Source organism: Acetobacter oeni, from assembly GCF_011516825.1.
GTDB classification, from domain to species: domain Bacteria; phylum Pseudomonadota; class Alphaproteobacteria; order Acetobacterales; family Acetobacteraceae; genus Acetobacter; species Acetobacter oeni.
The window spans coordinates 39,538-65,890 of the sequence record NZ_WOTA01000022.1 but is presented as its reverse complement, the minus strand read 5'-3'; the positions used below and the strand labels follow the sequence as shown (position 1 = coordinate 65,890).

The following is a 26,353-nucleotide window of genomic DNA, read 5'->3' as shown; positions in this document are numbered from 1 at the left end:
CTCAGTGGTGGACGGTGTAACGTTAGACCTGTAACGCACAGTCACGGCACCTGTAACGTTAACATGCTATAAGTCGCTGATTTCATTGGATTTCCAGCGGTCTGGCGGAGAAGGTGGGATTCGAACCCACGGTACCCATAAGGCACAACGGTTTTCGAGACCGCCCCAATCGACCACTCTGGCACCTCTCCGGCTACACCAGCCGGTGTCAGCAGCGGCTTTTAGGGAATGTCGGGTCCCAGCACAAGAGAGTTTTTCGCTTCAACGCCGATTCTGGTTGACTGGTGCATTGTGTGGCGCGTAAAAGCCGCACTCCGTCGGCAACAGGCGGAGCAGGCCGTATGCGCGGTCAACGAGAAAAAGCGACTGGATCTTTCGCCTGTGCAGATGCGCCGCGAGGGATCAATAGATCGGAAAGACAGAATGTTCGCAGTTATCCGCACCGGCGGCAAACAGTATCGCGTTACGCCTAATTCAGTGCTTAAGGTCGAGAAGCTCGAAGGTGAGGCCGGCTCGACGGTTACCTTTGCGGAAGTGCTCGCTGTTGGCGGCGAGGCCGGGACGACTATCGGTAATCCGCTTGTTTCAGGCGCAACTGTAACGGCTACGGTCGTCGCGCAGGATCGGCTTCCGAAGATCATCATCTTCAAGAAGCGTCGTCGTCAGAATAGCCGCCGTAAGAATGGACACCGCCAGCCGGTTACCGTTTTGCGCATCAGCGAGATCAAGGCTGCCTGATCTCTCCTGACAGGGAGATTGATCACAGTCAGTTAATCCAGGAGCAAATCTCATGGCACAAAAAAAAGCAGGCGGTTCTTCCCGCAATGGACGCGATAGCGCCGGCCGCCGTCTCGGTGTGAAAAAGTTTGGCGGCGAAGCCGTTATCGCAGGTAACATTATTGTTCGTCAGCGCGGTACGAAGATGCTGGCCGGTGCAAACGTAGGTGTTGGTCGTGATCACACCCTGTTCGCTCTGTCCGATGGCAGCGTCCGCTTCCAGCGCCGTGGCGACAATCGCGTCCACGTCTCGGTTGACGCATTGCCAGTTGCCGCCGAGTAAGCGGCCCAGCGCGGAATCATTCCGCGTTCAGAGTATAAGATCAGGGGCCGGTCCATCAGGATCGGCCCCTTTTTGTATCCCCGGCTTAACCTTGTCTGTGCGGATACCGGAAAGCGACGATGAAATTTCTCGACCAGGCTAAGATTTATGTGCGCTCGGGTGATGGCGGTGATGGCGTTACGGCCTTTCGCCGTGAGAAATATATCGAGTTCGGCGGACCAGACGGCGGCAACGGCGGCAGGGGTGGGGATATTATCTTCGAGGCGGTCCCCAACCTGAATACGCTGATCGACTTTCGCTACACGCAGCATTTCAGAGCCCGCAAAGGAGGCAACGGAGCCGGGTCTGACCGGACCGGAGCCGCTGCGGATGCTGTGGTAATTCAGGTGCCGATCGGTACGCAGATCATGGATGATGATCGGGAGACGCTGCTTGCTGATCTCGATAAGGCTGGAATGCGCATCACGCTCTGCCGGGGTGGCGATGGCGGTCATGGGAATGCGCATTTCAAGACCAGCACGAACAGAGCGCCCCGCCGCTCCGACAAGGGGTGGCCAGGAGAGGAACACTGGATCTGGCTGCGGCTGAAGCTGATTGCCGATGTCGGGCTTGTTGGTCTGCCGAATGCGGGGAAATCAACATTTCTGTCTGTCGTCTCCGCAGCCCGTCCCAAAATCGCGGATTATCCGTTTACGACGCTACACCCCCAGCTTGGCGTGGTCCGGCTCTCGATGACGGAGGATTTCGTTATCGCGGATATCCCCGGACTGATTGAGGGAGCGCATGAGGGCACGGGACTCGGAACGCGGTTTCTGGGGCATGTCGAACGATGTGCGGTGTTGCTGCATCTGATCGATGGATCGGCCGGAGATGTGGTGGAAGCATGGCGGATGATTCGGCATGAGCTGGCGGAGTATGGTGGCGGCCTTGGGGATAAGCCGGAAATCATTGTGCTCAATAAGGCGGATGCGATGTCGCCACAGCAGATTTCCGGGCGGAAGCGAGCGCTGGAGAAGGCATCCGGAACTCCGGTGATGGTTATTTCCGCGGTTGCCCGGCAAGGGGTGACAGAAGTGTTACGGGCTCTTTTCAGGTATGTGAGTGAGGCGCGGGCAGAGCGCGCGGCGGAAACGCAGCAGGCTGACGACGAGGCATGACGAACCAGCCTCCGCGTCTTGCCACAGCCCGGCGGGTGGTGGTGAAGATCGGCAGCGCGCTGCTGGTTGATCCGGAGCGGGCGGCGCCGCGTGAGGTCTGGCTGGGCGGGGTGGCCGACGATATTGCCGCGTTGCGGGCGGCCGGGACTGAGGTTGTGCTGGTCTCCTCCGGGGCGATTGCGCTGGCGCGGCATTCCCTGGGGTTGCCCCAAAGGGCGTTACGGCTGGAGGAAAAACAGGCGGCGGCGGCGGTGGGGCAGATCCGGCTGGCACAGGCATGGAGCGCGGTGTTGTCGGAACGCGGGCTGACGGCGGCACAACTGCTGCTGACACCGGACGATACCGAGGATCGCCGGCGGTATCTCAATGCTCGTGCGACACTGGATACGTTGCTGGGACTGGGGTGTGTTCCCGTCATCAACGAAAACGATACCGTGGCGACGACGGAGATCCGGTTTGGCGATAACGATCGTCTTGCCGCGCGTGTCGCGCAGATGATCGATGCGGATCAGTTGATTCTGCTTTCGGATATTGACGGGCTTTATACCGCCGATCCGCGCACGGACCCGGATGCGGCGCATATTCCCGTAGTGGAGACGCTGACAGCCGAGATCGACGCTATGGGCGGAGCGCCGCCGCCAGGATATTCTTCGGGTGGGATGCGGACGAAGCTTGTGGCGGCGCATATCGCGACCGGATCGGGTTGCGCGATGGCGATTGCGCTCGGGAAACGGGAGCATCCGCTGGCGGCTCTGCGTGACGGAGCGCGCTGCACATGGTTCCTGCCCGGAGCGGACAGCCGGTCGGCTCGCAAGCGCTGGATTGCCGGAGGGCTGACAGCTGCCGGTGAGATCACTGTCGATGCGGGGGCGGAGCGGGCGCTGGCGCAGGGGGGCTCGTTGCTGGCTGTCGGCGTCGTAGGGGTCACAGGTGAGTTCGAGCGCGGGGATCTTGTGCTGGTTGTCAGCCGGGATGGCCAGGAACTGGGACGAGGTCTGTGCGGCTACGCGGCGGATGAGGCGCGACGCATTGCCGGGCGGCGCTCGGAAGAGTTCGAGGTGATTCTTGGCTGGCATGGCCGGGATGAGCTGATCCATAGGGATGATCTGGTGCTCCTCTGAAAGGGCATTTCCAACGGTTATTTTCCAGACCGGGATGGGGGAAGACGCCTCTGGTCACGAATGGTTCTGACCCGCGTGGATGCGTAAATCGTCCCTGTCCGTTCTATAGAAAGCAGCTCAAAATCCTGCATGTCGCGACGAGGCGCAGGCAGGCCGTATTTTGATCAGAGGGCTGCGCCGGACCTCATACAGAGGGTGGGTCTGCTGATTTCCGGCCTGTGTCGCGCAGAGACGTTTTTATCGTCTTTGCGCTTTATCAGCCGTGGATTTTCTTTTTCAGGATTTCGTTGACCATGGCAGGATTGGCTTTGCCCTGAGTGGCTTTCATGACTTGGCCGACGAAGAAGCCGAAGAGTTTGTCCTTGCCGCCGCGATACTGTTCGAGTTTGTCGGCGTTGTTTGCAATGACGTCATCGGCGGCTTTTTCGATGGCACCGGTATCGGTGACCTGGCGGAGGCCTTTGCGCTCGACGATTTCCAGCGGGGTTTCGCCGGTTTCGAACATCGTCTCCAGCACGTCCTTGGCGATTTTGCCGTTGATGGTGCTGTCGGCAATAAGGTCGAGCATGGCACCGAGTTTATCGGCTCCGACAGGGCTTTCGTCGATTGACCTGCCGGTGCGGTTGAGGGCGGCGAAGAAATCTCCGGTCATCCAGGCGGCGGCGGATTTGCCGTCGCGGCTTTTCGCCACGCTCTCGTAGAAGTCGGCAGTGGCCTGTTCGGCGACGAGGACACCTGCGTCGTAGGCAGTGATTCCGTATTCCTTCTGAAAGCGGGCGCGCTTTTCGTCGGGGAGTTCCGGGAGGCCGGCTTTGAGCTGATCGACCCAGTTCTGTTCGATGACCAGCGGAAGCAGGTCGGGGTCGGGGAAATAGCGGTAATCGTGCGCGTCTTCCTTGGAGCGGAGCGAGCGGGTTTCACCGCGACCCGGATCGAAGAGGCGGGTTTCCTGATCGACGCTCCCGCCGGATTCCCAGATTTCGACCTGCCGGGCAGCTTCGATTTCAATGGCCTGCGTGACGAAGCGGATGGAGTTGACGTTCTTGATTTCGCAGCGGGTGCGAAACGGTTCGCCGGCATTGCGGCGGACGGAGACGTTGACATCGGCGCGCATGGAGCCTTCGTCCATGTTGCCGTCGCAGGTGCCGAGATAGCGCAGGATCTGGCGCAGTTTACGCAGATAGGCGCCGGCCTCCTCGGGAGTGCGGATATCGGGTTCGCTGACGATTTCCATCAGGGCCACGCCGGCGCGGTTGAGGTCGATGAAGGACAGTTTCGGGTCCTGGTCGTGCAGGAGTTTGCCGGCATCCTGTTCCAGATGCAGGCGGGTGATGCCGATTTCGCGGGTACTGCCATCGGAGAGTTCGATCTCGATTTTGCCCTCGCCGATGATGGGGTGGGCGAACTGGCTGATCTGATAGCCCTGCGGCAGATCGGCATAGAAGTAATTTTTCCGGTCGAAGCGGCTTTCCAGATTGATCCGGGCTTTCAGGCCGAGACCTGTGCGGACGGCCTGGGCGACGCATTCCCCGTTGATGACCGGCAGCATACCGGGGAAGCCGGCGTCGATGAGGCTGACCTGGGTATTGGGTTCGCCGCCGAACGCGGTTGAGGCGCCGGAGAACAGTTTGGATTTGCTGATGACCTGAGCGTGGACTTCGAGTCCGACGACGATTTCCCAGGTTCCGGTGCTGCCTTCGATTGTGTAGCTCATGCGGCTGCTCCTGCGCGCAGATCGGGCCGGGCGGAGAAAGCGGCGGATTTTTCCAGCGCGGCGCCGGCGGCGATGAGGGTTTCTTCGTCGAAATGGCGACCGATCAGCTGAAGGCCGAGTGGCAGGCCCCGGCTGTCGAGCGCGACGGGGACGGACATGGCGGGCTGACCGGCCATGCTGGCCGGGACTGTGAAGATGTCGTTGAGATACATCTGCACGGGGTCATCGGGTTTTTCGTTATGTCCGAAGGCGGCGGTGGGTGCTGTCGGGGTGAGCAGCACATCCACCTTTTCGAAAGCCGTGGCGAAGTCGCGCTGAATGAGGGTGCGGACTTTCTGCGCTTTCAGATAGTAGGCGTCGTAATAGCCCGCGGACAGCACGTAGGTGCCGACGAGGATACGGCGGCGGACTTCCTCGCCGAAGCCGTTGTGGCGGCTTTTTTCGTAGAGGTCATCGAGGCTGGTGGCGCCTTCGGCACGGACGCCGAAGCGGATGCCGTCGTAGCGGGCGAGGTTGGAGGAGCACTCGGCCGGGGCGATGATGTAGTACGTTGCGAGGCCGTATTTTGTGTGTGGCAGGGAGACGTCGACGATTTCGCATCCGGCTTCGCGGAGCATGTCGATGCCTTTCTGCCAGACGGCGAGCAGCTCTTCAGACATGCCGTCCGGCCGGTATTCGGCGGGGATACCGACGCGCAAACCTTTGAGGCTGCGGGTTGTGGCGGCGCGGTAATCCGGCACGGCGATACTGGCGCTGGTGCTGTCTTTCGGGTCGTGTCCGGCCATGGCCTGGAGCATGATGGCGGCGTCTTCGACGGTGCGGGTCATGGGACCGGCCTGGTCGAGGGAACTTGCGAAAGCGATGGTGCCCCAGCGGCTGCACCGGCCGTAGGTTGGTTTCAGGCCGACGATACCGCAATAGGCGGCGGGCTGGCGAATGGAGCCGCCGGTATCGGTACCTGTGGCGCCCATGGCGATATGGGCAGCGACGGCGGCAGCGGAGCCACCGGACGACCCGCCGGGGACCAGAGCGGTGCTGTCGCTGCTGCGGTGCCAGGGGTTTTCAACTTCACCGAAGGCCGATGTGAGGTTGGCCGAGCCCATGGCGAATTCGTCGAGATTGGTTTTACCGAGGAAGACGGCACCATTTTTCAGCAGGTTTGCCGTGACGGTGCTTTCATAAGGCGGGACGAAGTTGCTGAGGATGCGGCTGCCGGCGGTGGTTCGGACGCCATTTGTGCAGAACAGGTCCTTGATGCCGAGGGGGATGCCGGTCAGCGTCGGAGCGTCGCCTGCGGCGAGGGTTTTATCGGCCCGGGTGGCGGCGGTTTCGGCCTGATCGGCGGTGACGGTGATGTAGGCGTTCAGACGCCCGTTGAGCTGGCCGATGGCGCTGATGTGCGCTTTCGTCAGCTCCGTGGCGGAGAAGTCACGCTTGCGGAGCCCCGCGGCGGCCTGGGCGATTGTCAGATCTGTGAGCATCACTCGACCACCTTCGGGACGGTAAAGAAAGGACCGGCGCGGTCGGGGGCGTTGGAGAGCACTTTTTCCTGACAGTTACCGTCGGTCACGGCGTCAGGGCGCCGGGTCAGGGCAGTGTTCATGCTGGTGCCGACCATGGGAGGCACGCCTTCGACATCAACCTCGTTAAGGATTTCGATCCAGCCGAGGATTCCGCCGAGCTGTGTGCGGACGGTTTCGGTTTCCTGGTCATCGAGCCCGATCCGGGCCAGTCTGGCGATGCGTCTCGTGGTCGCGGGATCGAGCGACATGAAGCAGAATCTCTCTGGTCAGAGGAAAAAAAGCGCTGGCGTTGCCACCGGCGGCGCAACATACCCTCAGGGCATGGCACTGTTCAACATAGCGGAGCTGATGGCTGACCTGGGTCCGGGTCAGCGATTGCTCGGAATCGATCCCGGCGCGAAGAGCGTCGGACTGGCTCTTTCTGATGTCATGCGGATGGTGGCATCTCCTTACGGGACTCTGAAGCGGGAGAAGCTTTCGGTGATGGCGGGGAAAATATCCGCGATTATCCGGGAGCATGGCGTTGCGGGTCTGGTGGTGGGGCTGCCCCTGTCTCTCGACGGACAGTTCGGCCCGGCAGCGCAGGCGGCGCGGGACTGGGCGCTGGCGCTCTCCGGTCTGGTGGGGGTTCCGGTGGCGATGTGGGATGAACGGTTGTCCTCGTCCGCCGTTAACCGGGCGCTGATCGACGAGGCCGATCTGTCCCGGAAGAAGCGGGCGGATGTGGTGGACAAGATGGCGGCAGCCTACATGCTGCAGGGTGCGCTGGACCGCTTCGCGTTGTCTTCCTCGCCGTCCTGGTTCAGCGAGGAAGAGTAATCCGAAGAGTCAGGCAGCGACGGCGGCGCATTTGTCGCGCAGAAAGTCCAGTTGCCAGTTCATTTCGCGCGGTGTGAGGGCGTAATCGCCATCCTCCCGCGGAAGGATGGCGCGGGCTGGCGGGATAAGAGCGAGATGGATCTGGACGGCGGAGGTCAGCGACGCCGGCAGGCCGAGCTTCCAGCCCAGTGAAGTGATGGCGCGTGCGTTTCGTCCGTTGATGGCTTCGCGGGTCAGTTCGGGTGTGCAGCCGGGCAGTCGGCTCAGGGCCTCGACTGCGGCATCGACGTCATTGTCGCTGAGCGCGTGTTTCATGGCTTCGATATTGTCGTCGGAGGCTTTAGGTAATGTTACCGGGTCCGCCGGGGGCGTGAAGGTCACTTCGGAGGTCGCGGAGAGCTCGAACGAGAGTTCTTTTTCGATTTTCATGCGCACGGGGGGAACCAGGCTTGCGCAGCGTTCCCGCACGAGCGCTTTTACAGTTGCGGTGCAGTCGTAGCCGAGCGGGGTCGGTTGGTGTCGGGGCTGGCGCTCTATTTCATCCAGAGCAGGTTCGATCCGTGTGATTTTCTGACTGGACAGTGTTGCCAGCATGGTCCGTGAGGATGTTGCGGCCGGAGCCTGGAAGATCTCGGCGCCTTCCTCCCGGCGACGGAGTTCATCGCTGAGTGTGGCGTCGTCGATTTCCGTCATGAGATGTCTAACGACGGTGGGAGACTCGGACAGGGAGCCGATGATGGCGATAGCCAGTGCGTCCCCTGCGGCATCCGCGATGACGTGCTGGGCACGTTGCCAGTTTTCGGCAAGCATCTGTTCCATGGTTCCCTGAAGGGAAGCGGACAGTGCATCGATCCGGGAGTTGCTGGCATCCTGGCGCAGGGCGCGGATGCGCTCCTTCAGAACCTCCCAGGCAGAAGAGGCGACCTTGCCGGGAATCGATGTTTTCAGGCTCCGGCTTTTCGCGCGGGTCGGTTCTGCTTTCTGTGCGGGGCCAGAAGAAAGCGCGCGGGTCGGGAGAATCTGAAAAAATTTCGGATCGATGGATGATGTCATGGTGAGGATTCTTCCAGGGAGGTGTGCCAGCGTGCACCTCCGGCGAGTTTTACACTGCGCATAGCGAGGCTGGCGCGATCGATGAGGGATTCGGCCCCCTCTCCGGCTTCCCAGTTGCGTGCGGCAAGACCGACCGAGAATGTCAGCGCGACGGGTTCGGAGAGGAAAATGGCCGCACCCTGCTGGCAAAAGGTTTCGGCGCGTTCGGCGGCGACGAAATGATCAGCGCCATCAAGCCAGAGTCCGAAAATGTCTCCGCCGAGACGCCCAGCGAGATCGGTCGGGCGGATGGCGTCACGCAGATAGGTTGCGATCTGCTGAAGCGCGCTGTCGCCCGCCTCGAAGCCGAATCTGGTGTTGATCTCCGAAAATCTGTCGAGACCGATGACAAGGAGCGTTCCTGAGAGGCGCTCGCGATCAAGGCGGGGCAGGCGCCGTGCGACTTCGGCGATCATGCCGTTCCGGTTCAGCATTCCGGTCAGCGGATCGAAACGGGCATTGCGTGCCAGGGCGCGGTTCAGGGCACCCATTTCGAGCGCGGTTGCGAAGGTAGAGAGAGCGGCGTCAGCAAGATTGGCGTCGTCCTGGCTCCAGACGCCCAGTCCGTCCCGCCAGAGCGCCATTACCGCCGGGGTATTGTAGCGCACCCGGCTGTGGCAGATGATGACGTCATGCCCGTCAAGCTGCAGGAACTGCGGTTCAAAAACTGTGTCGTCCCCGGGTTCGCGGAGCAGAGCCTCGATTTCCGCATCGAAGGACGCGGCCGTGCCCTCAATGCGGTGGACAAAATCGCTCTCGTCATCTTCGCAGAAATCGGTATCGCTTTTGGGGGGCTCGGAGATCAGGATGCCGCCGGCGGCTCCCAGGAGAGCAGCGAGTTCTTCGAAGGCGGGCGGGATGCCGAGGCGGGACAGGGCGCGGGACCGCATTGTCGTGGTGATGCGCCGGATGATTTGACTGTGCAGATGCGCGACAGAAAGATCGGCGTTGGCATGAGCCTCTCCGGAGACATCGATCCCCAGCCCTCTTACGCCGGCGTGGTGACCGGATGGGGATTGCAGGGGGGTCGCATAGATGAGCAGGCAGCTGAATGTGCCGTCAGCCCGTTTGATCCAGCAGCGGCGACCACGCATGACGGTGTGGGTCAGAAACGGGCTCGGGCCGGGCGCGGCGTCCACGAAGGGGAGCAGTCTTTTGCTGTTTTCGCCGATCAGTTCGTGATCGGCCCAGCCGAGTGCGGAACCGGCTTCAAAGAAGGTGAAGAGTCCCTCCTCGTCGGTTTCGAAGATGAGATCCGCGACGAGCTGCGTCAGGCTTTTCCACCGTTTGCGGCTGGCCAGGAGGGCGTCCATGAGTTCACCACCATTCTCGGGTGGATACGAATCCGGGACAGAAGAAGGAGGCATTGTGTTCATGTCCGGGGCATTTCACCTTTGAATAGTTTCTGTTCCGTTAAAAACCTCTGCGTTGACAGGAGCGGACACGATCAGCATGGTCCGGCTGCGACGAGATAGTCCGCTGAGAGCGGTCGGGTGGCGTGACGCAGCCGGTTTTGAGTGTGGAAAACGATGAGCGAACAAAAACTTCAGTCCCGGATCGAAGCACTCTGGGAGGCGCGTGCGTCTGTTTCGCCCGCGACATCCGGCGAAGACCGCGCTGCCATTGAGACCGCGCTGGAGGCGCTCGATTCAGGCCATCTGCGTGTTGCAGAGCCGTCCGAGGCCGGGTGGCGGGTGCATGAATGGCTGAAAAAGGCGGTGTTGCTGTCATTCAGGCTGTTCGATAACGCCGTGATGGAGGCCGGCGCGGCGGGTGCGCCGGCTTTCGACAAGGTTCCGCTGAAATTTGCCGGATGGGATGCTGCGCAGTTCGCCTCGGCCGGTTTCCGGACGGTTCCGGGCGCGGTCGTGCGTCGTTCGGCGTTTATTGCGCCGGGTGTGGTGCTGATGCCGAGCTTTGTGAATGTCGGTGCCCGTGTGGACAGCGGCACAATGATCGACACCTGGTCAACGGTCGGAAGCTGTGCGCAGATCGGAAAGAACTGCCATATCAGTGGCGGTGTGGGAATTGGCGGCGTGCTGGAGCCATTGCAGGCAGCGCCGGTAATTATTGAGGACAACTGCTTTATCGGCGCGCGGTCCGAAGTCGCTGAGGGTGTGGTTGTTGAGACGGGGGCTGTTCTGTCGATGGGCGTGTTCCTCGGGGCGTCCACGAAAATCGTGGACCGGGCGACGGGCGAGATTCATGTGGGTCGGGTGCCGGCTTATTCAGTGGTTGTGCCGGGATCGCTGCCGCCGAAGACGCCGGTGAATGAGCAGGGGCAGCCCAATCCTTCTCTGGCATGTGCCGTGATTGTGAAGCGGGTTGACGAGCGAACCCGTTCGAAGACATCAATCAACGATCTGCTTCGAGACTGATACTCAGCTGATGTCCGTTCCGCTCAATGTCATTGATCTCGCCGCTGATCTGATTCGGCATCCTTCGGTGTCCCCTGATCCGGGCGGGTCCCAGATTGCTCTGGGTGAGACGCTGAGTGCGATGGGGTTTACGGTGACGCATCTGCCCTTTGGTGAGGGAGATGAGCGGACGCCGAATCTGTTTGCGCGCTTAGGTGCCGGGGGACCGCATCTTTGCTTTGCTGGGCACACGGATGTTGTGCCGCCGGGTAGTGACGACTGGACGCATGGTCCTTATGCGGGAGATGTCGCCGGCGGACGACTCTACGGGCGGGGCGCGTGTGACATGAAGGGTGGGATCGCGGCCTTTGTGGCGGCGGTTTCCGCATTTCTGGCGCGCAGGCCGGAGCCTCGCGGGTCGATCAGTCTGCTGATTACCGGGGATGAAGAAGGACCGGCGCATTTTGGCACGCAGAAAGTGCTGGAGTGGATGCGACGCAATCACGAAATTCCGGATTTTTGCGTGGTGGGCGAACCGACAAACCCGGCGGTGATGGGAGAAGTCATCAAGATCGGACGACGGGGCAGTATCAATGTGCATCTGACGGTACATGGCAGGCAGGGGCATGTTGCGTATCCGCACCGGGCGGATAATCCGGTTCATCGGTTGTTGCGGATTCTCTCGGCGCTGACGGCGGAGCCGCTGGATGAAGGTTCGGAGTGGTTTGAACCGTCGAGTCTTCAGGTTACCGGTATTGATGTGGGTAATCCGGCGACCAATGTGATTCCGGCCCGGGCGACGGCGGCGCTGAATATCCGGTTTAACAACCTTCATACGGGTGGGGCGCTGCGTGGATGGATCGAGACGATCTGTCAGCGTTATGCGCCCGGAACTGTGGTCGAGGCGCATATCAGCGGCGAGTCCTTTCTGACGAAGCCGGGGCCAGAAGTGGCGGCTCTGGCGGATGCGGTTCGGACTGCGACCGGGCGGGAGCCACGGCTGGATACCGGAGGCGGGACGTCCGATGCCCGTTTTATTGCATTATATTGCCCGGTGGCGGAGTTTGGTCTGGTCGGTACGAGCATGCATCAGATCGATGAGCATGTGGCTGTTGACGATCTTGAGTGTCTGACCCGGGTTTATGAAGACCTGCTAGAAAGAATGGTGGCGTGAGCGGCAGCAGATCAGACGACAGACCGGACCCTAAATCCGTCATTCAGGGCATGGCTCTGCTGGCATCCGGGCGATCTGAGGGGATTAACCGGTTTCGGGGGACGGTGAACGCGTTTCTTGCGGCGCTGGCGCCGGGGCTGGCGTTCAATCTCGTCAGTTTCTTCGTGGCGCTGCTCGGGAAGGACACGATTGCCGGGCTGATCAGGGTTGAGCTGTCTCTCTGTGCTTTTCTCGCGCTGCCGGTCATTTCCTATGCTTTTACCAGACGATGGGACAGGGAAGACCGCTGGCTGCGTTATGCGACGGCGGCGGCCTGGAGCCAGTGGACTTCCGTTTTTGTCTTTGTTGCTGTGATGGCAATTTCGACCCTGGCATTGCCGTCCCTGGCGGAGCGTCCGGGGTTCGGTCATGCGGTCATGTTTTCTTCGCAGCTTTATGATCTGTGGCTTGGGATGTTTATTGCCCGCTGCGGTCTTGAGATCAGTCGCTGGCGGGCGGTTCTGCTCTACGGGGTGACAGCGCTGTTTATTCTGGCCTGTTACGGTGTGGCATCGCTGCTACCACCGCATCATCCGTTTCTCTCGGAGATTCTGCTGGGGGATTTCGGGGGCCATGCCGCCTCTTCGACGTAAGACAGGGGCAAGTGTTGCAGGGTTGGGGAAAGGGTGCCGGGAGGCACCCTTTTTTTATGCGGTGGCTTCTGGTTTTTGGCGGGTAGTATTTATCGGCGTGTGTCGGGGCGGAAAGAAAGACCCGAGAGAAGAGATCCGGTTGGAAAAATAATGTTGGTAATTTTTTGTGACGTTATTTTATTTATTTTTAATAAACCCGCGATAAGCAGTGTATTTTCCGTATGAAATTATATGAATCATATAGAGTTTTATATAATCAGGAATGGAATATGAGTTTTACAGAGAAAAATTTTTATTTTTACCGGTATAATGGAGAGCTTATTGAAGGAAATGTAAGACTTCATAAAGGTGGGAAAATTTCTGGTATAAATAGTTTTAACGAACGATCCTGGGAACTGAGGAACGGGAATCTGTGTTTCCTTAACAGAGACGGCATGATCACGACGGAGTTTGCTGGTTGTCTGCAACCGACCGGCTGTATGATTTTCCTCGGTTGTTTTCAGGAAATGCCGGAACGTGAGGCGTGGCATATTCTTGTTGAGAAACCTCCCGTCGAAATGGTTTACCTTCAGGATATCATCAGGACTCTGAAAGGAATGGAAGGGACGCTGAATGTGGTTTCCAGCCGGAGTTCACGATCGCGTCGCCCGGCTAAGGTCATGTTTCTGGTTCATAACATGGCGACCTGGGACAGTATCGCGGACGTTCACAATGAAATGGCCGGTCATCCGGATTTTGAGGTCATTGTTGCGAGTATTCCCCGTCGTTTTCCAGGTGAACGACATTTCAGCCACGAAGATGAGACACATGCGGCGCTTGACGCGGCTGGGATTGCCCACATCCGCTTCCATGCCGGTAGTAATGACATCCTGAAAGCCATTGGCCCCGACGCGATCTTTCGTCAGTCGCCATGGGATTACGATATTCCTGATGAGTTTTCTACACAAGCACTCTCATTTTCGAATCTGATTTATATACCTTATTACGGGTTTAATCTGCTTGAACACTTTACTTCTGACAGGAACGCGCCGGATTCATATTCCGATCTGGAATTCCATCGTGCCTGTACGCGTATTTACTGTGAATCTGATCTTACGCGTGAGATGATGAGCCGGCGGTCCCGTCGGGGGAGCGACAATATGGTCGCTACCGGTCATCCTAAGCTTGAGCGCCTCCGGGACTGCGTAAATACACCGTCCTGGCCTGTCCGGTGCGCAGCCGCCTCGCGCCGCCCGGCCAGACTGATATGGGCACCCCATCATAGTATTAACGGAGATGGCTGGCTGGGTTTTGGTACGTTCCGGCAGACATACCGGGCCATGCTTGAATGGGCACGGGAGGATTCTGACATAGAGATGGTTTTGCGTCCCCATCCGGCATTGTTTACTAACCTTATCGGTAGTGGAATGATGACGGAGAGTGAGCTCGATGCTTTTCGAAGCGACTGGGCTGCGTTGCCGAATACAGCTGAAAGCGATAACGGCGATTATGGAGAATTATTTTCTGCCTCTGATCTGATGATAACGGAAGGAATAAGTTTTCTGGCCGAATATCTCATGTTTCCGGAAAAGCCGATTATCTTTCTCGATAGCGGACATCATGCACCATTCAATCAGATCGGAAAGATGGTAGCTGACGCGGCCTATGTGGTAAGCAACGTGCCGGATGCTCTTAAAGTGACAATTGATTACCTGGTGCGGGGGGATGATCCGAAGAAAGGTGCGCGTGAGGCTGCATTCGGGCAGCTCATACCGGCTTCTCCGGGTGCATCGCGCAGGATTGTTCAAAATCTTCATGAGCTTCTTCTGGATGGTTTTTCCTGATACAAAAAATTCATATATGAACAGGTAAAGTGCTTTCCCATTCAGAAATATTTGACTGAAAACAAGGGGGAGTGACTGGTGGCGGATAAAAATGTTACAGTTATCACCTATGGAACATTTGATTTGTTTCATCCTGGCCATGTTCGCCTTCTCAGAAGAGCGCGTGAATTGGGAACAAGGCTTGTCGTGGGGTGCTCCTCGGATAAGTTTAATCTCCTTAAAGACAAAAAATCTATTAACTCTTATGAGCAGAGGCGGGAAATTCTCCTTGCCTGCCGATATGTAGATGATGTGTTTCCTGAAGACAGCTGGGAACAGAAACGCGAAGATATATTACGGACAAAAGCAGATATATTTGTTATGGGTGATGACTGGACTCATAAATTTGATTTTCTTTCGGATATTGTGAAGGTCGTATATTTAAAGCGCACGTCAGGTATATCGAGTACCGACTTGCGTAACTGCATATATAATTTTTCTAAAAACATTCCGTCAGACAAAATGGAAAATTGTTTAAATAACGGTTCGATAGCTATTTAGGCTCAGGACTCATTTTTTGAGATAGAAGATGAAGCTTGCGGCGATATGGATTGCGGCCATGAAGGTGTGAGCGCATCTGTCATATCAGGTTGCGATCCGTCGCCAGTCTTTCAGCTTTGCGAACATGTTTTCGATCAGGTGGCGCTTTTTATACAGATGCCAGTCGTAAGGCGGTTTTGATTTTCTGTTCTTCTTCGGTGGAATGCAGGCGGTGATGTTTCGTTCTGCAAGCGACTGTCTGATCTTATGACTGTCGTATCTCCGGTCTCCGATGACTTCTTCTGTTTCATCCGGGAGATCCGCCAGCAGAACATCGGCTCCTTTGAAATCACTGACCTGTCCTGCGGTCAGGTGGAGCCGGACAGGACGACCCTGACCATCGCATACAGCATGCAGTTTTGAATTCAGGCCACCTTTTGTCCGTCCGATATGGCGGGGAAAAGCCCCTTTTTAAGCAGCGAGGCCGCTGTCCGGTGTGCCTTGAGATGTGTCGCGTCGATCATCAGGCGCTTTGAACGGCCAGCCTGTTCTGTCAGCGCGACAAAAATCCGGTCGAAGACGCCCAGGCGGCTCCGGCGAATGAACCGGTTGTAGAGTGTCTTGTGCGGACCATACGTTTTCGGGGCATCTTTCCACTGCAGACCGTTCCGGATCACATAAACGATCCCTCTCAGAACACGCCGGTCATCCACCCGTGGTACACCATGCGCCAGAGGGAAAAACGGCTTAACCCTCTCCATCTGGCGCTCGGACAGCAAAAATAACTCACTCACCAGCCCACCCTCCATCGGTAAGCCTGTGAATCACAAAGCGCTGCTCAATTCAATGAATTAACAGGTCCTGAGCCTAGTTTTGGCCATCCGCTTGCAGGTGCGGGTGATCGTCGTTGCTGCGGCGGTCCGGATTATACTCCGGCAGTGAAATGATCTTGTTGCAAAATTGCAACATACGCGATGCGTTCACTTCCCGATGTTCTGGTGGCCGGGCCGCTTTGTTAAACTGCAGGGTATTGATTTTATTGGTGAATATTCCTAGTTCCGGATCTGTTTTTTGCCCGGGACAGGCTGAGTATGTTGTTCGCGTGAAATTTAGATGTGTTTCATTATTTACTTCTCTGAGAGGGTCGGGATACGTGTTCGATAACGTAATGACTCATCCCGGAGAGACCCGTCCTTATGCAGCCACGCTCCGTTCATCGTTTTTTCCTGCTGCTGACCTGCTCGACGGGGCTTGTGTCGCTGCTGCCTTTTGAAGAAGCGAACGCAGCGGATGCGGTATTACAGAAGCCTTCCGTGCATCGGACCGGGCATCACGCGGGAGTTCCTGCGAAACAGAACCCGGCGAAGGCTGCCGCCGCGCCGGTGAAGCACACGCCGAAAAGTGTCGCAGGTGGTTCTGAGGACGTTAAGGTAACCCAGGTCCGCCGGACGGTTTCTCACAACAGTGAAAACACCATCGGTCTGCGGGAGATGTCGCAGCAGGTACCTGGGCAGAACATTCTAAAAGCAGTCGGGCAGCTTCCGGGTGTCAGTTACAGTTCGACGGACCCGCTGGGGATCGATACCTGGGGCGCGAGCATTTACATGCGCGGCTATTTCCAGAATCAGCTTGCAATGACCCTGGATGGTGTGCCGCTGAATGATCAGAGTTATGCGACGACGAATGGCCTGAATATCGCCAATGCCTGGATTCCGGATGATATTGCCCGGGTCAGTGTTTCTCAGGGCGGCGGTGCATTAAGCCTGCCATCGAACACCAATCTTGGCGGGTCCATGCAGTTCTTCACATCCGATCCGAAAGAGAAAGCCGGGGCGACGGTTTCTCAGGGGTTTGGCAGTTATGCGATGAAGCGTACCTATGTGCGGGTGGACAGCGGGGAGCTGAACAGCACCGGCACGCGCTTTTATGCGGCTTATTCGCGTTCTTATGAGAAAAAATATGATGGTGGCTCACCTGATTTCATGCAGCAGGTCAGTGCCAAGTTTCTTCAGCCAGTTGGTAATGACAGCAAGATCACAGGGTTTTTCACCTGGAATAATGCAGAGGTGTTCGGGTATCTTGACAAGTCACTGGGATCGCTTTCGGCGAATGGCTGGCGTCAAGAGCTGCTTTATCCGAATTATCCGCTCGCTTTTCAGTATGCGGCGGGGAATTATCCTGCGAGCTGGAATAATCTTGTCAGCGGCAACTATACGCAGCTTTATGATGCCGGGCAGTCAACACAGGATTACATCGGCGGCCTGAATTTTGACATGGCGCTGACCAGCAGGCTGCGCTGGAATACGGTGCTGTATGCTCACCGGGATATTTCAGATACGACATACAGTGCGCCGGGCACATGTTCGCCCGGAACCAGCGCACCCGGGACCTGTGCGGCGGACGGGTCGGATAACGGGAACTATGTTTCCGGACAGGTGCCGATTTCCGAGCAGGTCTGGATGAGCCGCGAGATGCGGGAGGGCCTGACCTCCTCGCTGGAATATAAAATCGCACGACATACAATCTCGACCGGGCTCTGGTTCGAACACAACGATTACAGTTCCGGAACCTATTATTTTAATGAGCCTCAGTTGGGAGAGGGGAAACCACTGGAAACGACGGGGCCGTATAATGTCTATGGCGGACCGTTTGCGACGGGCTGGGCTTATACCTTCCACACCAACACGTTTCAGTATCATCTGCAGGACCACTGGCAGATTCTTGATAATCTGATCGCGACTTACGGGTTCAAATCCATTCTGCAGCAGACCGGAGGAGGCGATACACAATGGGACCCGACCGGCAACTATTCCGGTCTGAATTCGCGTGGCGCTTACGGGTCTGTGACATCCGGAGCGGGCTTCCTGCCCGCAGTCAATCTGGACTGGCGCTTTAAACGCGGACATGAGCTGTATTTTGATTTTTCGGAGAATATGCGGCCTTTTACCGGAAACAGCTATGCGAGTTCGACCAATCCCTCACTGTGGTCGGTGCAGGATAAAGCACTGTTTCGGCAGTGGAAAAAAAATGCCACGCCGGAGCGGACGTTCAATTACGTTCTGGGTTACAGATATTCGTCCCGTCTCTTAACGGCGGGTATCGACGGCTATCATGTCGATGATCACAATCGCTTGCTGGCTGCCAGCTCTTCGGCCATTGGCGGCAGCGATGTCGGCGCCACGCTGATCAATGCGAAGCGGGCCAGCCAGTGGGGCATGGATGCCGTGATGACGGTGAATCCGGTCCGGGGACTCTCGATCACCAATTCTGTCAGCTACAATCACTTTGTTTACGGATCGAGTGTGCCGATCTGCTGGGACGCGAATGCCAGCGTTGCCGCAGGCTGTGGTAATCTGAAGGGCAAGAAACTGGATGGGTATCCGTCCGTCATGTATAAGGCAAATCTGACTTATTCCTGGCATGGCGCTTCAGCGTGGCTGGATGTGAATTACTATTCCAAACGCCCGTATTCGCTGATGAACGACACGCATGTTCCGGCCTACTGGCTGGCCAATCTTGGTTCCAGCTATGATTTTGGCAATGTGGGTCCGCTGAAAGGGGTGAAGGCCAGTTTCATGGTGTATAACCTGTTCAATGCGAAATACATCTCGATGATGGGCGAGAACGGGTTTCCGACAGCGGGTGATATGCAGTCCATTGAACGCGGGGCTGTTCGGGAGTTTTTCGGGACAATCAAGGCCACTTACTGACCGGCAGTCATGGTTTCGCGGTAGCGTATGTCCGGCTCTTGCTCCGGACCGGCGTTCCATGCATGGTATTTCAGATTCGTAATGATGCAGTATATTCCGGTGAATATGCTGGTTTTTTGAAGTCGGGTCAGTGACGGGGTGAGGGTCTGTATGCCTTTCGGGTCTCAGTTTCCAGTGTCGGAAATGGTGCTTCCCACCTTTTCGTCTCTGGCCATGGGCTGTATGGGCACGCTGCTGCTGATAAGCGGCGGGTCAAAACTGCTCAGTCATAATGATCTGCTCGGCACGATTGCCGCCTACCGTATTCTGCCGCGCTCGACTTCTTTTGCGGGTTACGACGTCGTGGCCTGGACTCTGACGATTGCCGAGATGCTTCTCGGAGCAGGGCTGCTGCTGGGGCTGTCTTTTGCGGCATGGGCCAGTGTAGGTCTCTTTCTGATTTTTGCTCTGGCCATCGGGATCAATGTTTTGCGGGGTCGTACGCAATTTGACTGCGGGTGCTCGGTGGGTGGGGGCGTAACGCGCGTTTCGGGCGCTGTTCTCGCACGTGCGCTTTATCTGGCCGTGCTGGCGGCAGTTGTCGGAGGAGTTGCCGTTCCCGGGGGAGGTCTGCCAGTGGTTCGGGCGGGCGGTGTTGTGGGCTGGCTGCTGTTTGTTGCCGTAAGGCACCTGCGTCATTCGGGCTTCGTCGGGGAGACGGTCTGATGCTGACGGTTCTGCTGATCTCTCAGTGTATTCTGGTTGTGGTCCTGATTGTTTTTGCCGTGGCGCTGCTCGGCATGGCTCGGCAGATCGGGGTACTGCATGAGAGGCTTCAGCCGCTGGACCCTGCGGATCAGGAAAGTGGGCTGGAGGTTGGCCGGGCCATGCCGCGCATGGCGCTGGAAGGCGTGGACGGGCCGTCGGTTGCGGTAGGCGAGGCGCTGCTTCCGGGGCACAGGCAGTTGCTGCTCTTCGTGGCGCCGGACTGTCCGGTCTGCAAGCGGGTGATTCCGTCCGCGTTGCAGATCAGCGAGAGCGGAGCGGCCGATCTTGTGTTTGTGGGTGATGGATCGCGACCTGAACTGACGGAGCTTGGGAAAACAGTGATCCGGGGGCGCGCACCCCTGACGGTGGCGGCGGAACTCGGGCTGGTTCTTCAGGTCAGCAGGCTGCCGTTTGCGGCGGTTGTTGACGAGCATGGTGTTCTGGCGGCGCGGGGGCTTGTCAGCAACAGTGCGCATCTTGAGGCGCTTCTGCGGGAAGCCGCATGAGAAAAATCATGGTCCAATTCCGGGAAAGGACAGAGTCTATGAGGGTTCCTGCAAGAAAAACAGTCGGTCTGCTGGCTGTTTGCGCGGCTTTGTCCAGCGGCGCGGTATCGTATGCCGCGCGGGCGGAAGAGGTCACGGCGGAGACGGAATATACCGAAAAGCTCCCGGTCATGGGTGCGCACTGGACGCTGGTGGCCACGGATAATAATGCCTACACGCTGTATGATGGCGACAAAGGCAAAATTCTCGGGACGGTGCCTGCGGATTTCGAGGCGAACCTGGCAGTGTCGTCAGACCGGCACACCTATTACGTTGCGACGACCATGTGGACGCGCGGCGATCATGGGGACCGGGAGGATTTCCTTCAGGCTTATGATGCGCGGACGCTCGATCTGACGAAGGAGATTGCGATTCCGGCCCGTGCACTCTCTGTGTTTAAGCAGCAGAGCCTCGGTCTGAGCAATGACGGACACTGGGCATATGTTTTCGATATGACGCCGACGACGCGGGTATCGGTTGTAGATCTGCACAGCGGAAAGGTCGCAACCGATATTGATATTCCGGGTTGCGCCCTGGAATTTCCGTGGGCGAAGGGAGGATTCTCCTCACTCTGCGGCGATGGCAGTCTGACGAATGTGGCGTATGATGGCGGCACGCCAAAGATTACCCATTCGCATCCTTTCTTCGATGCCAACGAAGCGCCGGTTTTTGAGCAGAGTCCTTCCGATACGAAGAACGGCATTGCCTATTTCATCACTTATGACGGGAAAGTTTTTGAAACGAAGCTGGGGCCTGATGCACAACCGGCTGCCTCCTGGGGGCTGACGGAAGCGGCAGGGATGAAGCCGGCCGGTCGTGGTGTGCAGGAGATGACGTGGCGCCCCGGCGGGTCCGAGCCTTTTGCGTTTAATGCGGCGCAGCATCGGCTGTATGTTCTGATGCATGTCGGAAATTACTGGACACATAAAGATCCGGCGAAGCAGGTCTGGGTTTTTGACACGCAGGCTCATAAGCTGGTGAACCGGATCGATCTGCCCGAGGTCGCACGGGCCATTTCCGTGAGCCAGGATGCATCACCGCAGATTTATGCAGTGTCCGGTAGCAATCATGATGCAGGGAAGCTGATTGTGGTTGATACGGTCACCGGGAAGGTTCTGCATTCACTTGAGGCAGGTGCTCGCCCGATGAGTGTTGTGGCGGGCATGTGATGATGGAGATGCCACCTTATGCCGCGCTTGTCAGCGAGGCGGTGCTGTATCTGTGTGTGATCGGGATGGGCTATGTGCTTTTTCTGATCCGGCAGCGGCTGCGTGGATTTGCGGCGCGGGTGGCACCGGCGGGGGCGCTGACGACGGCGGGCGGTCCGCCGCGTGGTGCGTCGCTGGGGACGCTGACGGTGCGGACGCTCGACGGGCAGATGCGCGCACTGAGTGATTTTGGCGACCCTTTACTGCTGATGTTCGTTGCCGATGCCTGTCCGATCAGTCGGAAACTTATTCCTGTGGCTCGTGATGTCGCGCGCGTCGAAGGACTGAAACTGGTCTTTGCCGGTGAGGAGGAGGCAGGGCGGCAGACGAGGTTTGCGGCGCGGATCGGGCAGGCGCCATCGGCGTTTATCAATGACCCGGACGCGGGGCGGGTTCTTGGTGTGGACAAGCTGCCTTATGCGTTTTTTCTTGATGCTGACAGCAGGCTTGTTGCCAGCGGACTCGTCAATAGCCGGGAGCATCTTGAAAGTCTCGTGATCTCCGGCGAACTCGATATTGCTTCGGTTCAGTCTTATCTCGCAACACATTCGCACCGGTCAGTGGCGTAGAGCCGCCGTTTTCCGGATTTCCTGAAAGGTGAATCGTCGATGACATCTCGTTCAGTGTTTGACCAGTTCAGTGAGCGCGTGACACGGGGGCTGGCCCGATTCTCATCGCGGCGGAGCGTGCTCGGGGCAATGGGGACGGCTGCGGTGGCGCAGGCTTTTCCCCTGTTGCCGGTGGCGCGTGCGGCTGAGACGTCTCTGACAGAGTTTGAGCTGAAGGCGCAGACGAAAGATCCGCTGCGCTGCGATTACTGGCGGCACTGTGCGATTGACGGCGTGCTGTGCGGTTGCTGTGGCGGCGGGATTCATTCCTGTCCGCCGGGGTCTCAGCCTTCACCTGTATCCTGGATCGGCACCTGCCGGAATCCGGATGATGGCAAGTCCTATGTGATTGCCTATCGTGACTGCTGCGGGCGTACTACGTGTCAGGCACCGGAATCATGTGACTGCAACACGGCAGATCGCGAATTGCCGATATACAGGCCACAAAACAGCAACGATATCATCTGGTGTTTCGGCACGGCATCGCAGCGTTATCATTGTTCGACAGCGGCTCTGATCGGTTCGGCTGACTGATGCGGTGTACGGCGCGGCTTCTCCTGCGTCTGATCCCGGTTGTCGGGCTTGTGGCTGGTATGGGGCGGATGGCTGTGGCACAAGAGCGGCCATCCGGGATGACGCGGCTGCCGGAAGCGAAGGTGGCGTATCTGCTGAATTGCGGCGGGTGCCATGGGGAGGCGGGACGTAGTAGTCCGGCTCTGGTGCCTGATTTGAAATCACAGGTCGGTTATTTTCTCTGCACGCCGGAGGGGCGCAATTATCTGGTGCGGCTTCCGAATGTTGCCTTTTCCCATCTGTCGTCATCGTCGCTGACAGTGCTGATGAATTTCATGGTGTTTGATATGGGCGAGGGCAGCGCGCCGGCGGGGGCGAAACCCTATACTGTGGCTGAGGTGGACCGGCTGCGTCGTGAGCCGTTGCAGATGGGGAATTTCATGGCGTACCGCCAGAAGACTGTTGCTGGCGTTGTCAGGGCGTGTCCGGCGGCGGCGAAGGTATCATCCTTTGCCGCGGACGATCCCTACGTACTGGCGAACAGACGCTGAAGGGGCTGTCGGGTGATGCTCTGCATCACCCGTTCAGCAATGTTCACGCATTTCCCCGGATGAGATCGGCAGCCCGTTCCGCGATCATGATGGTGGGTGCGTTCGTGTTTGATCCGATGAGCGAGGGCATGACGGAACTGTCGCAGATCCGTATTCCGTCCAGGCCGTGAATGCGAAGCTGCGGGTCGACGACAGACATTTTGTCACGTCCCATCTTACAGGTGCAGGTCGGGTGATAGGACGTCCGGCCATGCTGCCGGGCGTAGTCTTCAAAGCTGGCCGGTGTCAGCGGGTTATCATCAAAAAAACTGATTTTCCTGATATATTTCGCCAGTGAGTGACGCCTGAATATATCGAGGCTGATCCGAACGCCTTCGGCGGAAATTCTGAGATCTTCCGGGTCTGCCAGGAAATTCGGGTCTACCAGCGGAGCCTGGCGGGGATCGGAGGATTGCAGGGTGACAGACCCCCGTGATTTGGGGCGCAGGGTATAGCTGTTCAGCGTTACCCCCGACACGCCACGGGGAACCGAGGCGACGCCGGCTTCCGCGCCTGCACCGGCCAGGAAATGGAACTGGAGATCGGGGCACGGTGCTTTTTTATCCGAGTACCAGAAGGCGCCGCCCTCGACGACGTTTGATGCCACGGGACCAGATCTGAACATGGCGTATTGAAGGCCGGCCCAGAGCATCCAGTGAAGTTTATTGTATTTGTCGAAGCTGTCGTGGGTTTTCAGTTCAGCGACGATATCGACACCGAAGTGATCCTGCAGATTCTGTCCGACGCCGGGCAGATCCCGGATGACGGGGATATTGTGTTCCCGCAGGTGCGCGGCCGGGCCGATGCCGGACAGCATCAGCAGTTTTGGCGTGCCGATGGCGCCGGAGGTGATGATGATTTCCTGATCCGCGCTGACAGTTTTCACGGCGCCGTGAACGGCATATTCCACGCCGGTGGCACGGGAGCCGCTGAAGATGATCCGGAGGACCTGCGCACCTGTGATGACGTGCAGATTGGTGCGTTTCAGGACGGGGCGCAGATAGCCGACGGCGGTCGAGCAACGGCGGTTGTTCCGGACCGTGAGCTGATACATGCCGGCGCCTTCCCGAACGGGGCCGTTGAAATCAGCGTTGTAAGGGATTCCGGATTCCTGACAGCTCTGCACGAAGGCCTGCGTGACGGGGCTGGGGGAGGAAAGATTCGAGACACCCAGCGGACCATCGGTGCCGTGCCATGCACCGGACAGAAGGGTGTTTCCTTCTGATTGCAGCATGTATTTCTGGATATCCCTGAAGGCCCAGCCCTCAGCGCCTTCCTCGGCCCAGCGGTCATAGTCGGAAGGGTGGCCGCGAGTGAAGACCTCTGCGTTGATCGACGATCCGCCACCGAGAACTTTCGCCTGGACGTAAGGAATCTGCCGGTTGTTGGCGTGTTTCTGCGGTACGGTGGTCAGACCCCATGTCAACGGGCCGGTCGTCATCTTTGCGAAGCCGATCGGCATGTGAATGAGGGGGTTGGTGTCGCGCCCGCCGGCTTCGATCAGACACACGCGGGCCGACGGATTTTCGGACAGATGGGCGGCCAGAACGCAGCCGGCGGAACCGCCGCCGACGATGATGTAATCGAAGCCCGTCGTCATGACGTGATCCAGTGCGAGCGCTTGCCGGTTTCGATGTGGACCGATTTCACCTGAGTGTATTCCTCAACGCCCAGCAATCCTGTTTCGCGGCCCCAGCCGGATTGTTTGAAGCCGCCTGTCGGGGTTTCCGGACCGCCCGCCATGATGGTGTTGACCCAGAACCGGCCGGCCTGCACGCGGCGTGTGACTGTCAGCGCCTGATCGATGTTTTTTGACCAGACTGAAGCTGAAAGTCCGTAAACGGTATCGTTGGCCAGCGCGATGGCTTCTTCCAGTGTGTCGAAGTGGAAAGATGACAGAACCGGGCCGAATATTTCGTCACGGGCAATGGACATTGAAGGCGTGACACCCGAGAACAGTGTTGGCTGAATAAAGCGTCCGTGTCCGGTTTTCAGAGCCGCGCCACCGGTCACGATTTTCGCGCCTTCGGCTTTGCCTTTTTCAATATATCCGAGAATGGTTTTGTTCTGGGTTTCCGTCGTGATGGCGCCAATCTGTGTTTCCGGATCAAACGGGTCTCCAACACGGATTTTTTCCATTTTTCGGGCGAGGATTCGCTCGAATTCCTCAGCAACCGGGCGTTCGACGATCAGGCGGCTCGATGAAACACAGCATTGTCCCGTGTTGAAGCTGATACCAAAGGCCGCGCCATCGGCTGCGTCTTCAAGATCCGCGTCCGCAAACACGATGATCGGATTTTTCCCGCCGAGTTCAAGGCCTAGCTTTTTGAGATTGCTGTTCGCCGACGCATGCACGCAGGAGCGTCCGACGGCGGTCGATCCGGTGAATGAGAGCATGTCGATACCCACGTGTTCCGTCAGCGCCTGCCCGATCTCGCGCCCTGTTCCCGTCACGACGTTGTAAACGCCTGCCGGTATGCCGGCTTCCGAGAGAATGTCAGCAAGAATCAGAGTTGTTGCGCTTGTCACTTCGGCTGGTTTGACCACCAGGGTACAGCCGGACGCCAGGATGAAAGGCGCGCGTTCACAGAGAATGAGAAAGGGGAAATTCCAAGGTGTGATCAGGCCGACAACGCCGATCGGTTCGCGCAGCGTCATGCCGAACAGGCCGTCGCCGAGGTTGTTGAAGCTGTCACCGTGCAGCAGCCTTGCGGCGCCGGCTGCCGTTTCGAAACAGGCGATACAGTGATCGATCTCTCCGCTGGCCTGCGCGACGGGCTTGCCGTTTTCGAGGACTTCCCACCGGGCTATTTCATCCCGGCGCCTGCGGAGGCCTTCGGCGGCACGCAGCAGGACAGCCGCGCGCGCCCCGCCTGACAGTCCGGACCAGCGCCTGTCATCGAAGGCGCGTCGTGCCGCTCTGACGGCCAGGTCGAGGTCGTCAGTTGTGCAGCGGGGGATTCGCGTGACCGGCACATCGTGAGCGGGAGAATGTCGATCAAACATCTCCTGTCCTTTGTGCCATTTGCCATCAACAAAAAAACCGAATTCGCGTGGGGTCTCAGGTAATGCCGTGCCGGGTGTCATCTCGGGCATTGACAGCTCTCCTTGATTTCGACGCGCATAGCGGGATGCACGTTGCGGATACATGGACAGATGACGGAAACGGCCCGAACAGACTAAGTTTCGCGGGCATCTGTATTTAGGAATGAATTAAAACAGATGTCTCTTCAGAGATCAGGACATGAAGAACCTGATTGCAGGCGCATCTGTTCAGGCATGACCCCAAAAGCACGACTGAGAGCCTGTCATATGAGCGATCTGCCGGACGGCAGAAAGAAGGCCGTATTGTCCAGCCGGCACCATCTGCCGCGGACTCCTAAAACTGATCATAGTCGATGCCTTGTATTTTTATTCCGTGCTTTTTTTGTCTTTGTCTGA

At 58.1% G+C, this 26,353-nt stretch carries 24 protein-coding genes, 1 tRNA gene and 1 pseudogene; 17 read left to right on the top strand and 9 right to left on the bottom strand.

Translation table 11 applies throughout. The features are described from left to right. Positions 1-102: 102 nt before the first annotated feature. Positions 103-191: transfer RNA gene (locus GOB90_RS13860), tRNA-Ser, on the bottom strand. Between the two features lie 232 nt (positions 192-423). Here GOB90_RS13860 and rplU point away from each other — a divergent pair. The 4 genes from rplU (at position 424) to proB (ending at position 3,338) form a co-directional block, all read left to right on the top strand. Next, positions 424-738, top strand: coding sequence for a 50S ribosomal protein L21 (gene rplU / locus GOB90_RS13855; RefSeq protein ID WP_146889810.1), 315 nt, complete (start codon positions 424-426; stop codon positions 736-738). A 52-nt stretch (positions 739-790) separates the two neighbouring features. Continuing rightward, a complete protein-coding gene (gene rpmA / locus GOB90_RS13850; protein WP_146889683.1) occupies positions 791-1,060 on the top strand; it encodes a 50S ribosomal protein L27 in 270 nt (89 codons plus the stop codon). A 119-nt stretch (positions 1,061-1,179) separates the two neighbouring features. Continuing rightward, positions 1,180-2,217: a GTPase ObgE gene (gene obgE / locus GOB90_RS13845; protein WP_146889686.1), complete on the top strand. Its 1,038-nt coding sequence runs from the start codon at positions 1,180-1,182 to the stop codon at positions 2,215-2,217. Then, positions 2,214-3,338, top strand: coding sequence for a glutamate 5-kinase (gene proB / locus GOB90_RS13840; RefSeq protein WP_146889689.1), 1,125 nt, complete (start codon positions 2,214-2,216; stop codon positions 3,336-3,338). Before obgE ends, proB begins: the two co-directional genes overlap by 4 nt. Before the next feature lie 256 nt (positions 3,339-3,594). On the opposite strand, the gene gatB is transcribed toward proB, so the two are convergent. The 3 genes from gatB to gatC are packed head-to-tail and all read right to left on the bottom strand — an operon-like array spanning position 3,595 to position 6,823. After that, on the bottom strand, positions 3,595-5,052 hold the full coding sequence (gene gatB, locus GOB90_RS13835) for an Asp-tRNA(Asn)/Glu-tRNA(Gln) amidotransferase subunit GatB (RefSeq protein ID WP_146889692.1): 1,458 nt from the start codon (positions 5,050-5,052) through the stop codon (positions 3,595-3,597). Further along, positions 5,049-6,533 carry an Asp-tRNA(Asn)/Glu-tRNA(Gln) amidotransferase subunit GatA gene (gene gatA / locus GOB90_RS13830; RefSeq protein ID WP_146889695.1) on the bottom strand — a complete coding sequence of 495 codons (1,485 nt, stop codon included), beginning with the start codon at positions 6,531-6,533 and terminating at the stop codon, positions 5,049-5,051. Before gatA ends, gatB begins: the two co-directional genes overlap by 4 nt. Next, positions 6,533-6,823 (bottom strand): Asp-tRNA(Asn)/Glu-tRNA(Gln) amidotransferase subunit GatC, encoded by a 291-nt coding sequence (gene gatC, locus GOB90_RS13825; RefSeq protein WP_146889699.1) that lies wholly within the window; start codon positions 6,821-6,823, stop codon positions 6,533-6,535. The genes gatA and gatC overlap by 1 nt, the downstream gene beginning before the upstream one ends. Positions 6,824-6,896: 73 nt before the next feature. Between gatC and ruvX the strand changes: the two genes are divergently transcribed. After that, entirely contained in the window at positions 6,897-7,394 is a 498-nt protein-coding gene (gene ruvX, locus GOB90_RS13820; protein ID WP_146889813.1) for a Holliday junction resolvase RuvX, read from the top strand. Positions 7,395-7,403: 9 nt separating this feature from the next. On the opposite strand, the gene GOB90_RS13815 is transcribed toward ruvX, so the two are convergent. Then, positions 7,404-8,447, bottom strand: a complete 1,044-nt coding sequence (locus tag GOB90_RS13815; RefSeq protein ID WP_146889702.1) for a hypothetical protein — start codon at positions 8,445-8,447, stop codon at positions 7,404-7,406. Next, entirely contained in the window at positions 8,444-9,853 is a 1,410-nt protein-coding gene (locus tag GOB90_RS13810) for a sensor domain-containing diguanylate cyclase (protein ID WP_173572101.1), read from the bottom strand. The genes GOB90_RS13815 and GOB90_RS13810 overlap by 4 nt, the downstream gene beginning before the upstream one ends. A 162-nt stretch (positions 9,854-10,015) precedes the next feature. Here GOB90_RS13810 and dapD point away from each other — a divergent pair, with 162 nt between their 5' ends. The 5 genes from dapD to GOB90_RS13785 all read left to right on the top strand — a co-directional run bounded on the left by dapD (position 10,016) and on the right by GOB90_RS13785 (position 15,012). Beyond that, positions 10,016-10,864, top strand: a complete 849-nt coding sequence (dapD, locus tag GOB90_RS13805; RefSeq protein WP_146889708.1) for a 2,3,4,5-tetrahydropyridine-2,6-dicarboxylate N-succinyltransferase — start codon at positions 10,016-10,018, stop codon at positions 10,862-10,864. A 10-nt stretch (positions 10,865-10,874) separates the two neighbouring features. Continuing rightward, entirely contained in the window at positions 10,875-12,017 is a 1,143-nt protein-coding gene (gene dapE / locus GOB90_RS13800) for a succinyl-diaminopimelate desuccinylase (RefSeq protein ID WP_146889711.1), read from the top strand. Next, on the top strand, positions 12,014-12,649 hold the full coding sequence (locus GOB90_RS13795) for a hypothetical protein (RefSeq protein WP_146889714.1): 636 nt from the start codon (positions 12,014-12,016) through the stop codon (positions 12,647-12,649). The genes dapE and GOB90_RS13795 overlap by 4 nt, the downstream gene beginning before the upstream one ends. Positions 12,650-13,083: 434 nt before the next feature. Continuing rightward, a complete protein-coding gene (locus GOB90_RS13790) occupies positions 13,084-14,472 on the top strand; it encodes a hypothetical protein (RefSeq protein ID WP_146889718.1) in 1,389 nt (462 codons plus the stop codon). A 78-nt stretch (positions 14,473-14,550) separates the two neighbouring features. Next, positions 14,551-15,012, top strand: coding sequence for an adenylyltransferase/cytidyltransferase family protein (locus GOB90_RS13785; protein ID WP_146889721.1), 462 nt, complete (start codon positions 14,551-14,553; stop codon positions 15,010-15,012). A gap of 9 nt (positions 15,013-15,021) precedes the next feature. Here GOB90_RS13785 and GOB90_RS13780 read toward each other — a convergent pair. Beyond that, a pseudogene (locus GOB90_RS13780) lies at positions 15,022-15,785 on the bottom strand (IS5 family transposase). 402 nt (positions 15,786-16,187) lie between these two features. Between GOB90_RS13780 and GOB90_RS13775 the strand changes: the two are divergent. The 7 genes from GOB90_RS13775 to GOB90_RS13745 all read left to right on the top strand — a co-directional run bounded on the left by GOB90_RS13775 (position 16,188) and on the right by GOB90_RS13745 (position 22,873). Further along, positions 16,188-18,701, top strand: coding sequence for a TonB-dependent receptor (locus GOB90_RS13775; protein ID WP_146889724.1), 2,514 nt, complete (start codon positions 16,188-16,190; stop codon positions 18,699-18,701). Between the two features lie 183 nt (positions 18,702-18,884). Beyond that, positions 18,885-19,406 carry a MauE/DoxX family redox-associated membrane protein gene (locus tag GOB90_RS13770; protein WP_173572100.1) on the top strand — a complete coding sequence of 174 codons (522 nt, stop codon included), beginning with the start codon at positions 18,885-18,887 and terminating at the stop codon, positions 19,404-19,406. Next, a complete protein-coding gene (locus tag GOB90_RS13765) occupies positions 19,406-19,954 on the top strand; it encodes a thioredoxin domain-containing protein (RefSeq protein ID WP_146889731.1) in 549 nt (182 codons plus the stop codon). Before GOB90_RS13770 ends, GOB90_RS13765 begins: the two co-directional genes overlap by 1 nt. A 38-nt stretch (positions 19,955-19,992) precedes the next feature. Next, positions 19,993-21,162 (top strand): amine dehydrogenase large subunit, encoded by a 1,170-nt coding sequence (locus GOB90_RS13760; protein WP_173572099.1) that lies wholly within the window; start codon positions 19,993-19,995, stop codon positions 21,160-21,162. Continuing rightward, positions 21,162-21,770: a thioredoxin domain-containing protein gene (locus GOB90_RS13755; RefSeq protein WP_146889737.1), complete on the top strand. Its 609-nt coding sequence runs from the start codon at positions 21,162-21,164 to the stop codon at positions 21,768-21,770. The genes GOB90_RS13760 and GOB90_RS13755 overlap by 1 nt, the downstream gene beginning before the upstream one ends. A gap of 39 nt (positions 21,771-21,809) precedes the next feature. Further along, positions 21,810-22,343 carry a methylamine dehydrogenase light chain gene (locus tag GOB90_RS13750; protein ID WP_146889741.1) on the top strand — a complete coding sequence of 178 codons (534 nt, stop codon included), beginning with the start codon at positions 21,810-21,812 and terminating at the stop codon, positions 22,341-22,343. Next, positions 22,343-22,873: a c-type cytochrome gene (locus GOB90_RS13745; RefSeq protein WP_242012036.1), complete on the top strand. Its 531-nt coding sequence runs from the start codon at positions 22,343-22,345 to the stop codon at positions 22,871-22,873. The genes GOB90_RS13750 and GOB90_RS13745 overlap by 1 nt, the downstream gene beginning before the upstream one ends. A gap of 43 nt (positions 22,874-22,916) precedes the next feature. Here the strand turns inward: GOB90_RS13745 and GOB90_RS13740 are convergent, their stop codons facing one another. Together GOB90_RS13740 and GOB90_RS13735 are read right to left on the bottom strand one after the other, a co-directional pair. After that, on the bottom strand, positions 22,917-24,512 hold the full coding sequence (locus tag GOB90_RS13740; RefSeq protein ID WP_146889745.1) for a GMC family oxidoreductase: 1,596 nt from the start codon (positions 24,510-24,512) through the stop codon (positions 22,917-22,919). Then, on the bottom strand, positions 24,509-26,008 hold the full coding sequence (locus GOB90_RS13735; protein ID WP_242012035.1) for an aldehyde dehydrogenase family protein: 1,500 nt from the start codon (positions 26,006-26,008) through the stop codon (positions 24,509-24,511). The genes GOB90_RS13740 and GOB90_RS13735 overlap by 4 nt, the downstream gene beginning before the upstream one ends. Positions 26,009-26,353: the final 345 nt, after the last annotated feature.

Coding starts and splice junctions, on each gene's coding strand:
- GOB90_RS13760 (WP_173572099.1), top strand. CDS start 19,993: ATGAGGGTTCCTGCAAGAAAAACAGTCGGTCTGCTGGCTGTTTGCGCG.
- dapD (WP_146889708.1), top strand. CDS start 10,016: ATGAGCGAACAAAAACTTCAGTCCCGGATCGAAGCACTCTGGGAGGCG.
- GOB90_RS13745 (WP_242012036.1), top strand. CDS start 22,343: ATGCGGTGTACGGCGCGGCTTCTCCTGCGTCTGATCCCGGTTGTCGGG.
- dapE (WP_146889711.1), top strand. CDS start 10,875: ATGTCCGTTCCGCTCAATGTCATTGATCTCGCCGCTGATCTGATTCGG.
- GOB90_RS13735 (WP_242012035.1), bottom strand. CDS start 26,008: ATGCCCGAGATGACACCCGGCACGGCATTACCTGAGACCCCACGCGAA.
- rpmA (WP_146889683.1), top strand. CDS start 791: ATGGCACAAAAAAAAGCAGGCGGTTCTTCCCGCAATGGACGCGATAGC.
- GOB90_RS13740 (WP_146889745.1), bottom strand. CDS start 24,512: ATGACGACGGGCTTCGATTACATCATCGTCGGCGGCGGTTCCGCCGGC.
- gatA (WP_146889695.1), bottom strand. CDS start 6,533: ATGCTCACAGATCTGACAATCGCCCAGGCCGCCGCGGGGCTCCGCAAG.
- GOB90_RS13815 (WP_146889702.1), bottom strand. CDS start 8,447: ATGACATCATCCATCGATCCGAAATTTTTTCAGATTCTCCCGACCCGC.
- gatB (WP_146889692.1), bottom strand. CDS start 5,052: ATGAGCTACACAATCGAAGGCAGCACCGGAACCTGGGAAATCGTCGTC.
- GOB90_RS13770 (WP_173572100.1), top strand. CDS start 18,885: ATGGTGCTTCCCACCTTTTCGTCTCTGGCCATGGGCTGTATGGGCACG.
- gatC (WP_146889699.1), bottom strand. CDS start 6,823: ATGTCGCTCGATCCCGCGACCACGAGACGCATCGCCAGACTGGCCCGG.
- proB (WP_146889689.1), top strand. CDS start 2,214: ATGACGAACCAGCCTCCGCGTCTTGCCACAGCCCGGCGGGTGGTGGTG.
- ruvX (WP_146889813.1), top strand. CDS start 6,897: ATGGCACTGTTCAACATAGCGGAGCTGATGGCTGACCTGGGTCCGGGT.
- rplU (WP_146889810.1), top strand. CDS start 424: ATGTTCGCAGTTATCCGCACCGGCGGCAAACAGTATCGCGTTACGCCT.
- GOB90_RS13765 (WP_146889731.1), top strand. CDS start 19,406: ATGCTGACGGTTCTGCTGATCTCTCAGTGTATTCTGGTTGTGGTCCTG.
- GOB90_RS13810 (WP_173572101.1), bottom strand. CDS start 9,853: ATGCCTCCTTCTTCTGTCCCGGATTCGTATCCACCCGAGAATGGTGGT.
- GOB90_RS13790 (WP_146889718.1), top strand. CDS start 13,084: ATGATCACGACGGAGTTTGCTGGTTGTCTGCAACCGACCGGCTGTATG.
- GOB90_RS13750 (WP_146889741.1), top strand. CDS start 21,810: ATGACATCTCGTTCAGTGTTTGACCAGTTCAGTGAGCGCGTGACACGG.
- GOB90_RS13775 (WP_146889724.1), top strand. CDS start 16,188: ATGCAGCCACGCTCCGTTCATCGTTTTTTCCTGCTGCTGACCTGCTCG.
- GOB90_RS13755 (WP_146889737.1), top strand. CDS start 21,162: ATGATGGAGATGCCACCTTATGCCGCGCTTGTCAGCGAGGCGGTGCTG.
- obgE (WP_146889686.1), top strand. CDS start 1,180: ATGAAATTTCTCGACCAGGCTAAGATTTATGTGCGCTCGGGTGATGGC.